Source organism: Varibaculum sp. GTC20041 (genome assembly GCF_055387755.1).
In genome coordinates this window covers 988,317-1,001,825 of sequence record NZ_AP041144.1, presented here as the reverse complement: position 1 = coordinate 1,001,825, position 13,509 = coordinate 988,317, and the positions used below count along the sequence as shown (strand labels likewise).

Annotated in this window: 6 protein-coding genes and 1 pseudogene; 3 read left to right on the top strand and 4 right to left on the bottom strand. The window is 50.1% G+C overall.

Features of this window, described 5'->3' with window-relative positions; translation table 11 throughout:
• Positions 1–76: 76 nt before the first annotated feature.
• On the bottom strand, positions 77–3,082 hold the full coding sequence (locus ACZ5BI_RS04295) for a type I restriction endonuclease subunit R (RefSeq protein ID WP_464896733.1): 3,006 nt from the start codon (positions 3,080–3,082) through the stop codon (positions 77–79).
• A 433-nt stretch (positions 3,083–3,515) separates the two neighbouring features.
• Positions 3,516–4,661, bottom strand: a complete 1,146-nt coding sequence (locus ACZ5BI_RS04290) for a restriction endonuclease subunit S (protein WP_464896732.1) — start codon at positions 4,659–4,661, stop codon at positions 3,516–3,518.
• Positions 4,662–5,046: 385 nt separating this feature from the next.
• On the opposite strand from ACZ5BI_RS04290, the gene ACZ5BI_RS04285 reads away from it, so the two are divergent.
• Positions 5,047–6,378, top strand: a complete 1,332-nt coding sequence (locus ACZ5BI_RS04285; RefSeq protein WP_464896731.1) for an AAA family ATPase — start codon at positions 5,047–5,049, stop codon at positions 6,376–6,378.
• 216 nt (positions 6,379–6,594) lie between these two features.
• Here ACZ5BI_RS04285 and ACZ5BI_RS04280 read toward each other — a convergent pair.
• Positions 6,595–8,158 (bottom strand): annotated as a pseudogene (locus ACZ5BI_RS04280) (type I restriction-modification system subunit M).
• Positions 8,159–8,497: 339 nt separating this feature from the next.
• On the opposite strand from ACZ5BI_RS04280, the gene ACZ5BI_RS04275 reads away from it, so the two are divergent.
• Both ACZ5BI_RS04275 and ACZ5BI_RS04270 read left to right on the top strand, forming a co-directional pair.
• A complete protein-coding gene (locus tag ACZ5BI_RS04275) occupies positions 8,498–9,193 on the top strand; it encodes an adhesin domain containing protein (protein WP_464896730.1) in 696 nt (231 codons plus the stop codon).
• A gap of 24 nt (positions 9,194–9,217) precedes the next feature.
• On the top strand, positions 9,218–12,748 hold the full coding sequence (locus ACZ5BI_RS04270) for a G5 domain-containing protein (protein ID WP_464896729.1): 3,531 nt from the start codon (positions 9,218–9,220) through the stop codon (positions 12,746–12,748).
• 199 nt (positions 12,749–12,947) lie between these two features.
• Here the strand turns inward: ACZ5BI_RS04270 and ACZ5BI_RS04265 are convergent, their stop codons facing one another.
• Positions 12,948–13,481: a YbhB/YbcL family Raf kinase inhibitor-like protein gene (locus ACZ5BI_RS04265; RefSeq protein ID WP_464896728.1), complete on the bottom strand. Its 534-nt coding sequence runs from the start codon at positions 13,479–13,481 to the stop codon at positions 12,948–12,950.
• Positions 13,482–13,509: the final 28 nt, after the last annotated feature.

Sequence of the window (13,509 nt, the reverse complement as noted above, 5' to 3'; positions counted from 1 at the left end):
TGCGATTTATTATTTCTAAGCCTCGCAACCCTGCTCTTGGTAGAACCTGGCCAAAATTATGGGCATTAGCCCAAAACTATCCGAGGGTGTGGAAACGATCAAAGAAGGTTTTCAGCTTGTCTATAACCCGCTTCTTGCGTTCAATCCGGCTATCAGCACCCGTAGCGAACAGGGATCCGCGCGGCAAAATCTGGTCAATATCGGATCCAGAGGTTTCCAGATATCCCCGCCTAAACATGGCGTTAATGAACCGCTCGGTTTCAGGTTGTTTCAGATTTTCTTCCTTGACAATTCCTGCAAGCTCGATAGCTTTTTGATCAGTTAGGAAGGCTTTCCACTCTTCATCAATCTCACCGCTAGTGGCAGAAACCGAATCCACGAACCGTTCAATCAAATCGAGTTTATTCTGGAAGGTAGGACTGGACTTAACCGCGCGGCGAATATCTTCCCGCACTTCCTGGCGGCTCTGCTCAGCGTGCTGGTCACGGTATTTTTCTACCAGCATCAAAATGTAATCAACATTTACTTCAATCTGCTTGATCAACTCGATTTCAAAGGTCAAATCATCATTAATCCGTTTACGTTCCCCCTCAGATTCGGCACGCCGCTGCCGGTAAAGCTCAATATATTCTGACTGATAGTCTTGCAGATCCCGCGGGCTGAGCGGATCTTTTTCCTCAAATTCATCGAAAGCAGAAAGAATATTTCGTAGCCGCAACAGTTCCCCGAAAGTTTGTATAAATAGGTCTTGCTCGGCCTCCCCAATAATTAGCTCACCCGGCTCCCAGCGCGACAACTGGTAAAGTTTTTCCAAATAGGCATCAAAATAAACCCCGAAAGGCTTAAGTACCGTAATCCCCTCGGCTTCTTTATTACCGAAGAGGGCGATAGCCTCGGAAGTTTCTTTCTCCAAGTTCCTAAAGGAAACAATATTTCCGTAAGCTTTCACCGAGTTCAAAATACGGTTAGTACGCGAATAGGCCTGCAACAACCCGTGGTGATGCATATGTTTATCCACCCACAACGTGTTGAGGGTTTTCGCATCAAAACCAGTTAGGAACATGTTAACTACCAGCAACATATCTAGCTGGCGGTTACGCATCTTCTCGGATACGTCCTCATAGTAGGCACCAAAACTATCTGCCGAGGTATCGAAACTACTCCCAAACATTTGGTTATAGTCTCCAATCGCAGTCTCTAAAAACTCGCGGTCAGGGAGTTCTAAAGCCCCGGTATCGAAATCTTCTTCCGGCAGCAACCCGTCGCTATAGTCATCCGAGTTCGGGGCATAGGTGAAAATAGTGGCGATTTTTAGGCGTTTATCGGCAGCCAGCTCGCTTTGTTGGCGGGCAAACTCTAGGTAGTAGGCTTTAGCGGCTTTAACCGAGGCAGCGGCAAAAATAGAGTTAAACCCCCGCACCCGTTTACCTTTCAAGGAATAGTAAGAGTTCCGTTTAGTTTTTTGATCAAAATGAGCCAACACATAAGAGACCACTTCCCGAATCCTGCGCGGATCCAGCAAAGCCTCCTCGGTAGCAATCGCGAGTACTTCCTCTTCCCTAATCCCCTCCCGAGGTTTAAGGGTGTTCACATAGTCAATACGAAACGGCAACACATTTTGGTCACTGATTGCATCGGTAATGGTGTAAGAATGCAGACGGTCACCAAAAACCTGGGCAGTGGTGCGGATCGTCAGGGATGAACCGGTAGCCTTATTTTCGTTAAATAAGGGCGTGCCGGTGAAACCAAACAGGTGATAGTTACGGAACGCTCGTTTGATCGCTTGATGCATATCGCCAAACTGGCTGCGGTGGCATTCATCGAAAATAATGACAATATGGCTGTCATAGATTTTGTGTTGACTATTGGCGCGCACAAAATTGGAAAGCTTTTGGATAGTGGTAATCACGATTTTGGCTTTATCGTTCGCTAATTGCGCGGCGAGCTGCCGGGTAGACCGATTAGAGTTAACCGCTCCTTTTTGGAAAGCCTCATATTCTTTCTTGGTTTGATGATCCAGGTCTTTGCGGTCAACCACAAACAGAACCTTATCTACCCCCTCCACTTGGGTAACCAGCTGCGCGGTTTTAAAACTGGTGAGGGTTTTCCCGCTGCCAGTGGTGTGCCAAATGTAGCCGCCGGCCTCAATAGTGCCCAGTTTCTTATAGTTGGTAGCGATTTGCACCCGGTTAATGATCCGTTCGGCCGCCACAATCTGGTATGGGCGCAGCACCATCAAAATTTTCTCGGTAGTAAACACGCAATATTTCGTGATCACATTGAGCAAAGTGCGTCCCGATAGGAAAGTTTTCGCAAAATCCATTAGCTCCGTAATGTGACGGTTGCGCGCATCAGTCCACCAAGAAGTGAACTCGAAGCTGGCTGCACTCCCCCGCTTGCCCGATCTAGACTGCTCTTTCACATGCTGCTTTCTGGTAGTGTTCGCATAATATTTCGTGTAGGTACCGTTCGAGATAATAAACAGTTGCACATACTCGAATAGTCCGTTACCCGCCCAAAAGCTATCCCGTTGATAGCGGTTAATCTGATTAAAAGCTTCCCGTAGCTGCACTCCCCGCCGTTTTAGTTCAATATGCACCAGCGGAAACCCGTTTACCAAGATAGTTACGTCATAACGGTTATGGTGGGTGCCGTCCGTTTCATATTGGTTAATTACCTGCAGACGGTTGCGGTGGATATTAACCTTATCCAGCAGGTGAATATTCTTTTGCGTACCATCATCACGCTCTAAAACCAGGGCCGCGGGGCTAGCCTGGATAATCGCGGTTTTTTCTTCAATCCCCCGGGAAGGATTAGCCAACTCGGATTTAAAGAAACGCTCCCACTCGCGGTCACTAAAAGAAACCTCGTTTAAGGCTTCCAGGCTGCGACGCAAATTATTTTCGAGGGCGAAGACATCTTTTATCGGTAAATACTCGTATTGTTGCCGCTGGAGTTGTTCAATTAACGCTTTTTCGAGGGCGGCTTCGCTTTGATAGGCCTTTTCTTTACGTTCTTCCGGCTCATAGGTGGCGACTACCGTAGCATCTTCACTGGTGGCAATCGGTAAATAGGTGTTCATGAAGTCTCCTGGAAACAACTGGAGTTGCTAACTGTTTCTATCTTAGTGGCGCTAGTGCTTTAAATATGTGCTACCTAGCCGAAGCGTTATTATCGGTCTGCTGGTTGCGGGTCTGGCTCGGTAAAAGCACTCCGGGGACCCCATGACCTGCTGCGCAGGTCAAGCCCCTCTCGTATCTTTTACCGGCCGCGACCCGAATCACGCAGTTACGCACAAGGGAAAAGTTGTCCCACCTGACAGGCACGGGAGAGAGATTTTTCCTCCCGCCTAAGAGTTCGGATAAAAATCACGCGCGGGGCAAAAGCTTTTCCTCCTGCCCAAAATCTAAAAAGACCTTGTCTTTTTAGATTTACGCCCACCTAGCCTGCTCGGATAAAACTTTTTCCCCGCGCTGTTGGCTATTTTCCCCGCGCGTTGGGCGTAAATCTCGCAGTTACTTTGCGGGAGTGAAGGTTAGGAGCCGGTCGCGGTAATACTCATACTGTTTACGCCGAGCCGCAATCTCCGCCGGCAAACCAGAAGAAAGATCGTTTACCAAAGCGTCGAACTTGTCCAGAATCGCCACAATTCGTTCCTGCTCCGAGAGACGAGGAAGCGAAAATTTATAATCCATTATTGCTTTCTTATCCCCACGCGGCATTTTCGCACCTTTGGCAAACCTATTGTTATATTCAAAGAAATCTTCAGAAGCTAGAACATGATAAAGAAATCTTGAGGTAATCTCTTTTTGTTTTTCATCATTTATAGAAATTACTAATACGTCACCACTAGCACCACCGGCAAGGTTGCTTTGCCAAATCTTTCGTAGATATGGGCGTATATTGCCTATGAGAATATCGCCAGGATAGAACTTAGATAGCTTACTGGTATTGGGAGCGTAATCTGACGGTTTTTTGCCACGCTTATTCGCTATCAGATTATCGACACCGACATATGAATTGTTGTCAGTTAAACATGCGGATATTTTTTCCACCGAATAACTCGATATATCTCGCAAGGATATTAGTCTAACTGTACCCCCCCCCACGCGGCTATTTAGGTTCTCAAAACTGAGAAGCGAGTCGCGGTAGTACTCGTACTGCTTGCGACGAGCTTCTAGCTCCGCTTCTAGCTTTGTGAAAGAATCTAGAATCCGCACGATCTCATCTTGCACTTCCAACGGCGGCACCGGAATCTTTATTTTCGACATTCCAGTTTCGGAAATAGATCTTACTTTTACCCCAGTGATATGACGTTTCTTTTGTTTTTGGAATGAATGAGAAGAAAGAAAATATGAAACATATTTAGGATTCAATGCAGAACTATAGATTAAAGTGTGATTACTGACCGCCACTTTCTCATTACCGATCCAAGCTACGCTTTTCGCAAGATCTTCATCATTTTCACTGGTATCTGCAATAATCACGTCGCCAGGGGATGCTGTTCTGGAAGAATCAAAAACTTCTGGGGATACAAAAGACAAGGTCTCACCAGTATAAATACTGTAGCGAGTATAAATCTGTCCGTAATGGATGCAAGGTTTTCCGCTGCTTAAAAGGTGTTTCTTTTGCGGGCCTCCGCCACGCATAAACGTACCCAAGTCACCGAGAGTTTTATACTCCACCCCGGTGGGACAGTACTTCGCAATTAGGTCTTCTATTCGGCTCATGGCATTACGCCCTTGCTATTGCTTTGCCCCGCCTTCATAGACAACCAGAACCTCCTGATACTTTGGCTGCCCCCATTTTATAAAGTCCACACCGAAAGAGAAGGCATTACTCTCCGTACGTGGTGTTTATTTGTTCTTGGTAAGTCAGGATCGGAGCAATCTTGACTACGCTACCCGGGGTAGCGGTTAAGAAAATCGTTCATGCCTGTACCGTGACCACAGGCGCCAATAGCTCAAAGTGCACCAAATTTGAAGTTAACTCTGCAACCTTTGCGACATTTATGCGTTTTTCGCATATTTGTGCCAAAATGAGGGTGTGTTGATCTCATTTGCCGTTGAAAATTATGCGGGTTTTGCCGAGAAGTCGCTTTTAACTTTGGGAGACGCGGCTATCGTAAACCGGTACCGTAATCCGCCCAAAAATAACACTTGGCAAGATCACGTAGAGAGCGTCGCCGGCATTTTCGGTGCAAACGCTTCTGGAAAATCCACTTTTTTGTCTGCAGTTCTTTGTCTAACTCGAGCGATTTCTACTCCCAATTATTTTAGAGATGCAGTAGAGGTACTCTACCGACCATTCAAAACCCGCTATCACGATTCCGACAATTACCCCAGTAGTTTCGAGCTTGACGGAGTGTTCGCAGATCAAAGATGGGAATATCGGGTAGCCGTCGATAGTCAAGGAGTCGTTAGCGAGTATTTAACTACTTGGGAGGGAAGCTACAAACGGAAAATAATTGAGAGAACTCGCCAAGAAATCTGGATTAACTGGGGTAGAGAAAAGAAAATTAGTAGGAAGAACATTGCCGAGGTTATTCCTCGTAAGTCCCTAGCGGTGACTATAGCTAGTCTTTTTGAACATCCAGGTGCAGAAAAATTCTGCACTGCTATCCGGGAAGATTTTGCGTTCATCAGCCCCGAAGAAGCAGATAAACAGGCTCGCCATGCGTGGCTGACCGAGGCTTTACTGAAACGCCCCGAATGGGTACAAGTAGTTAATATGGTTCTGAAAGTCGCCGATCTAGGAATCAGTGGTTTCCGGGTTGACGAAGAAATAGTACCTAAAAAATATGAGCGTATCGCCAAACGAATCAACGAGATAATTAATTCCGAGCTAGGCGAAGAAGGACAGACCCAAGAAGTCGAACTAGAAGATGAGGAAGCCCAGCAAATGGCAACCGCCCTCGTCCTCCAGCACAGACTAAATGGGAAAGAAATAGATTTTAACCTCGAAGAAGAATCCAGAGGTACTATTGCCTGGCTAAACGTGGCGATTCCGGCAATCTATATGCTGGTTAACGGCAAAACCTTGGTCTGTGATGAACTGGACGATTCTTTACACCCCAGTTTGGTCGCCCTATTAGTTTCCCTCTATAGCAACCCGATAGTTAACACTAAAGGCGCCCAACTGGTATTTAACACTCACGATGTTTCTTTACTCGAGCGCTATCCAGAAGCGATCCTGAAACGAGAAGAAATCTGGTTTAGCGAAAAAGATGCCAACGGAAATTGCGCGCTCTACTCACTACCAGAAGGAGTGCGCAAAGAAAACAATATTGCAAAACTCTATTTTCAAGGCGCTCTCGGAGGTATGCCCTACCCGCAATCCCTGGCTTTAGAAAAATTAGTGAGCGATCTTAATAGCTAAACGAATCAGGTACGTAAACGCAAGAAAACTGAAAAATCCAGAAAATTCCTACCTACTACTTTCCCCTATAAACAATGGGAGAAGGCAAAGGAACGCAACGATAAAATCGTTAGGATAAAAGGTAAGCCATACCCAAATCCTTCGTCCCCGGTGGGAGAAATAATGGAAACAGTGACTAAAAGTCTGCAATAGCAACTAAGAGCTTACAGCTCTAATCTAGCTATTTGCGCCCTCCAGGTCGGCGACGATGGCGTCTATGGCTTCCCGTAGCTTGGCTTGGCGTTCCACGATGCCGGCAATGTCTTTATTGAGCTGGTGAATATCGATCTTTTCCCGAGTATCCTCGGGTTCTACGTAACTGGACACGGAAAGGTTGTAATCGGCCTCGGCAATATCTTCTATCGAAACCAGCTGCGCGAAATGATCCTGATTCTCTCGTTTCTCGTAAGCCTCAAGAATCTGGTTACGGAAAGGCTCAGTAATCTGGTTCTTAGTGCCCGAGCGTTCAAATAGCTCTGAAGCATCAATGAACAGCACGTTCGAATCCTTCTTCGACTTCTTTAACACCAGTACGCAGGTGCCGATAGAAGTACCGAAGAACAAATCAACCGGCAATTGGATTACCGCATCCACATAGTTGCCATCCACCAGGTATTTGCGGATCTTCTTTTCCGCTCCCCCGCGATAAAGCACCCCGGGGAACTGGACAATCGCGGCCGTGCCATCAACGGCCAACCAAGACAGAATATGCATCGTGAACGCCAGATCCGCCTTGCCTTTAGGCGCCAATACCCCGGCAGGCGAAAAACGTTCATCGTTCATCAAGGTCGGCGAATCCGCACCTATCCATTTCGTGGAATAGGGCGGGTTAGAAACAATCGCTTCGAAAGGTTCATCATCCCAATGCGCCGGTTCCGTGAGGGTATCCCCCAAGGGCGATATCGAACTTAGAAAAGTTCACCCCATGCAAGAACATATTGATCCGGCACAGGTTATAGGTAGTCAGGTTGATTTCTTGTCCGAAGAAACCTTCCTCTACGTTTTCGCGCCCCAAAACCTTCGCAAACTTCAACAGCAGGGAGCCAGAACCGCACGCGGGGTCATACACCCTACCTACCCGAGTTTTACCGAGCACCGTCAGCCGGGCTATCAGTTCCGAAACATCTTGGGGAGTGAAGAATTCGCCTCCAGATTTTCCGGCCGACGAAGCATACATAGTCATCAAATATTCGTAGGCATCACCGAAAGTATCAATATCGGCATCCTGATAGTTACCCAGCTCCAGGTCAGCGATAGCATCAAGCAGTTTCACCAGCTTGGCGTTACGCTCCGCAATCGAGTTCCCCAAACGGGGGCTATTGGTATTGACGTCATCAAATAGCCCTTTAAGGTCATCTTCCGAACTAGAGCCGATAGCCGAAGCCTCAATATCGGCAAATACTGCCGCTAAGGTTTCGTTTAGGTTTTGGTCACGAGGCGCGGCTCGGCGCACGTTTTGAAACAATTTCGAGGGCGGAATAAAGAACCCCAGCGTGTTCACCATATATTCCCGAGCGGTTTCTGCCTGCTCATCATCTATTTGGGCGTAGTTAAAATCTGTCTCCCCGCCCTCGGCCTGGATCTTATTTACCCAGTTGGTGATGTGTTCGGAAATGAAACGGTAAAACAACATTCCCAACACGTAGGCTTTGAAATCCCAACCATCTACGCTGCCACGTAAATCATTGGCCACTCGCCAAATCGTCCGATGTAGATTAGCGCGTTGATCTGATGCCGCCACTAGAACCTCCTAGGTACAGAACTAGGTAATAGTCTAGCGAGACTGGCAGGTATCCTAGTTACCGCCACGCATAGATTTCACGCCCTGTACTTTCTCCGATTATCACTAATAGCAAAACCGAACGACTGTTGTAACGACAAAGGCATTAATGGATTTATGCACGTAACCGGGTATATCTCTGGCTATAAATGACGCCCATCCAGCGTTTATCAACGCGATACCTATTGAGTTAAATAATTAAAGCTTCTAGTCTAGGGGTTTACTCTACCAGCCTTACCTCCACGGGAACTAGGAGATCCCCCGTGAGTATCACACCAAATCTTTAGGAAGGAATGATCAATGGACTCCTTGAGTAAGCCAAGCGGACGGAAGCGACTTTCGCATTCTTCCATTGCGGCTTTATCAGCTCTGGCATTAGCGGCAGGTACCTTAGTGACCGCGCCAAGTTTCATGTCACCTCAATCCGCTACTGCGGCAGAGCTCTCCGGCGGTATCCGGGATAAATCTGGCGCGGTCGAGAAGGCAGATCAAAAAGCTTCAGATCTGCCTGCCGGCTCTTGTGTTGTTGAAAGCGGCGACCCGGACGGCAGCCAGGCTGGCTTTACCTGGGGAACTTTGGAGCCAAGTGCCACCAGCCCCTCTAAAACCGCTTGGGGAATAGGTATTTCATTCGATAACTCAAAAGATCGCACGTTCGTCGATTGGAGCTTTACTAATTCGGGTCGCCTCGGTGCGTATTTGAATACGGCACCGGTGTCCTCCATGGATATTGGTCAGGCGCTTGCCAATGATGAGGCAGTGGTTACCCACAAAGCCGATGAAAACATCGATATTACCGGAAGGGGGGCTCAAAGGAACATCAATCTTTTGGCGAACCTGACGGAAGACAAGGTTGGGCAGTACGCGCAGGCCAGTTCTGCAAACCCGGTGCGCTACGCGTGGAAGAGTGACTACACGCAGGAAAATCCCAGCCTCCACGCGACGCAAGGTAGCAGCGCTCTTTTCTCCGCTGTGGTTAACCCCTGGCCGAGCTAGAACATTGAATGTAACCCCATCACTGTGTCCTGGGAGAACTTCCAAAAGCACGTTATCGTCCCGGGTGAGGAAACCAAGGTCGGCACGATCAATGTGCCAGCGGTGGCAAACGGCGGCAAGGACGATTCGCTGTCCCGCATGGTGGTAGAGGCCTACGATGGTAACGGTAAGTTCATTGGTACCACGGATCCGGCAGCCTCTGGCGGTGAAAAGATGCTGCGTATCGACGACAGCGGCGATATCTATTTCACCTGGCCGAAGTACCGCGGCACGAACCTGGCGGATGACAAGAACGTGAACTTCTCCGTTCTGGCAAAGCCGCGTACCGTGGATCAGCTTCAGGCTGCCGGTGAAAACAACGATCCGTATGGCGAGCCCAAGACGTTCGAAAGCTCCAACTCACTGGATCGCTATCGCACGGCAAATGTCATCGACTCCAAGGCGTTCTCCCTGGATGACACTGAGTATCACAACCCGCAGTACGACAAGACCGACGCCTCGATCATCTCGGGTGTCGATAGCGAAACCGGCCCCTTGGCTACTGAACCACAGAAGGTTGTATTCACCCAGACTCCTGATCTGATTAAGGAACTGGAAAAGAAGAAGGCCGATGGCGGTTTCGAGGCTACGGTCGAACTAGACGATAAATACGTCTACGAGGGCTGGAATGTTGAGATGGACGAGGACTACAACGTCACCGTGACTGCCCCAGAAAATCCGCGCCCGGGTACCTTCGCCCGTCCTATGGTCACGGTGGAATACTCCAACGGCTCCACTGATACGCTCGAACTTCTCGTGGTGGTAGACCCGAACAACACGCAGGTCACTGACCTAGTGCGCCCGGGAATTACAAAGGGCAAGGTGGGACAGGATCTTAGTGCTCAGATTGGCACCAAGTCGATCATGCGCGGTTACAAGCCGGTTGCTCCCGCGAAGTTCGAGGTAGACCCCGCCACCGTGCCAGATGGCTGGACTGTCAGCGTTGATGATGCGGGCAATGTCCTCGCGAAAGCGGACGAAACCGTTGCTCCCGGCAGCGTTATTACACCGAAGGTGACGGCAACCTACCCGGACCAGACTACGGATGAGATTGAGGTTCAGTTCCAGGCAATTTTGGACATAAAGACTCCCAAATATGGCACCGTGACTGGTCAGCCGGATGCGAATGTGAGCCTGGTTCCCGAGATTCCTGAGCGTGGTCTAAGTGGCAACACGACCGATGAGGCGCCCGAGCGCTACACCTTTGAAGATGGTACGACCACCACGGTCCTTAACAGTAAGGATGGCAAGCAGTGGACTGTGTCCATCGACGAAAAAACTGGTGAAATTACCACCACCATCCCAAGTGATGCGCAGGAAGGCGACCAGTTAGATGTTCCGGTTATTGCTCATTACGGCGGAGAACAGGATCACAAGACCCATAAGACCACTGGCTCTTTCGTAGTCATTAAGGGTGATCTTAAGGCTTCCTATGAGGTCAAGGTGACCGGTCCAAATCAGTCCGTTAACCACAAGGTCACGGGTGCCCCCGAAGGTTCCACCTACTCCTTTGGACACACCGGCGGCAAGCCAGTTCTTACCCAAGAGGTGGATGGTTGGAAGTACACCATTGACCCGAACACGGGCGTTGTAACCTCCACGCCGCCGGCGAATGCTAAGCCGGGTGATCAAAAGACTGTTTCTGTCACGGTCAACGCGCCAGGTGGGTTAACCACGCAGACACCGGTCACCACTGTGGTCAAGTTGACGAACGATTGGGTAGCAGAACCGATTATTCCGACGGAGACGGTCTTCCCTGGTGACACCGTGAAGTCTGTGCTCGCTATCGAGAAGCCAGAAGGGGTTGACGTTGCTAAGGACAACCCGTTTGAGATCGCCCCGGTACCAGGCAACTTTGAGCCCACCGGTGAAACCAACGAGTTCGGTAACCCGACCTACAAGGTGAAGACCGAGAATGGCGATTGGATCGTTGGCCTAGATGACAAGGGCAACGTTATCTCCACCGCGCCGGAGACTGCCGAGCCGGGCGACCAGATTGAGGTTCCGGTAACGGTCACCTATGAGGATGGCTCGCAAGACACCACCTCCGCTGTGGTCAACGTTGTGGAAACTCCAGTACGCGAAGTTCCGTTTAAGGTCGAGTACAAGTACGACCCCATGATCCCTGCTGGCCAGTACAAGGTTGAAACCGAGGGCGTGCCGGGCAAGGAACGGATGAGCAAGGACGGCGAGTGGCTACGCACCTCTGAACCGGTTAATGAGGTCGTTGTGGTTGGAACTAAGCCAGCCGAAAGCGCCAAGGACGTCACCTGGACGGTTCCGATCCCGTACCCAACCGAGGTTCGGGAGAACCCGAATCTAGCCCCTGGTGAAACCAAGGTCGTCCAAGAAGGTGAAAACGGTGAAAAGACCTACACGGCGAAGTTCACCGCTCAGGGTGACAAAGCCGAGGTAGCTGAGGCGGAAACCACTAAGGAACCGAAGAAACGTATTATTGAATACGGTCCGCGCTCGGGTGCTGACGAGTTGGTGACCAAGGTTGAAAAGCCCGTTCCGTTCGAAACCGAGATCGTCTTTGATGACACCCTAGAAAAGGGTAAGCAGGTGGTTGACCAGCCCGGTGAGCTGGGCACTGAAGTTGTGACTTCGACTCAGAAGATCAAGGACGGCAAGCCAGACGGCGACCCGACCGTGACCACTGAGCGCACCAAGGAGCCGGTCAAGCAGATCATCCGCGTGGGCACCAAGTGCCCGCCTGCTGTTGAAACGGTTGAGTGGATCGAAAAGACCCCGTTCGAGGTCGAGGTGCGTGTCAACCCTGAACTGAAACCTGGTGAAAAGAAAGTCATCCAGGAAGGCAAACAGGGCGAGATCAAGCACACCGTCACGGTGAAGAATGAAAACGGGCAGGTCTCCAAAGAGGAATCCTCCGAGAAGATCAGCGATCCGGTTGACCACATCGTGGAAGTTGGCCCGAACAAGACTCAAACCGAGCTGAAGGATACACACAAGGAACAGATTCCGTACGACACGATTATCGAGTACGATCCGAACCTAGAAGCTGGCAAGATGGTTGAGGATCAACCTGGTGAACTCGGTGAAAAAGAAATCACCAAGAGCTGGCAGCTAGAGAATGGCGAGCCAGTAGGCGATCCGGAGACCTCGGAAAAGGTCATCAAGGAACCGCAGGCGCGCAAACTCCGCGTAGGTACGAAGTGTGCCTGCGAGGTTCCGACGGAGCCTTCTGAGCCTTCTGAGCCGACCGATCCTACCGAGCCGGCGGAGCCGGACGAACCAACGGATAAACCGTCTAACAAGCCAGTTGAGCCGGTGAAGCCGGGAGATAATCCATCCAATAACCCCAGCAAACCAGGTAAGACTAAGCAAGTTCGAAAAGGTTCGTATAAGTCAAAGAATCCCACCTACGCTAGCAGCTCTGCAGACTCGCTAGCGCGAACTGGCGCCGATGTGGCGAAGACCGCATACGTGGGTATGGGGATGATCGGTGCCGGATTGGTACTGGCCGTTGCCAGACGTCGGAGCCGTCGTGACTAACGGCTCAATCTGAGTGGGGTTGTGCCCCATCCAGACAACCCAAAGCAAGGGGCTCGGTGCAATATAACGCACTGAGCCCCTTGCTTTCTTCGTCTGATCAGCTTGGCGTGCTAAGACTTGCCGACTCCTCCCCTCAAACAAAAACGCGTGCTAACTACTTCTTAAGTTCGAGTGCTAGGGCAAACCCTAGTCTGGAATCCTATTTATTTTGGTAAGTGACCTCTAAAGTGGCGCGCGCCAGGGAATGGAACAGCGCCTGGAAGTTAGCAGCCGCCGCCGAGGCGTCCTCATCCAGTTCCAAAGTTTCCGTATCCAGGGCGTGAATGGCAAAAATATAGCGGTGCGGACGATCCCCCTTCGGCGGAGCCGCCCCCATATATGACCAGCCACCCCCATCGTTACGCAAATGGAAAGCCGGTCCGTCAAGCTCAAAGTCACTACTGCCCGCACCGGTAGGCAGGGAAGTCATCTCCGCCGGGATATCGGTAATCAGCCAATGCCAAAATCCGGAAGGCGTAGGGGCATCAGGATCAAAACAAGTTAGTAGAAACGACTTGGTTTCTTTGGGGAAGCCGCTCCAAGAAAGCTGCGGAGACAGGTTCTCCCCCGTCGCAATCTGCGCGGTGGGCATCTGTCCGCCCGCCGTCATATCTGCAGAAGTCAAAGTAAAAACCGGCAGTTCCGGCAGCGCCTGGTAAGGATCGAGAGCCATCGGACGGGAGTTAAGATCCATGATTCCTCCAGTAAATCGGTGCTTGTGC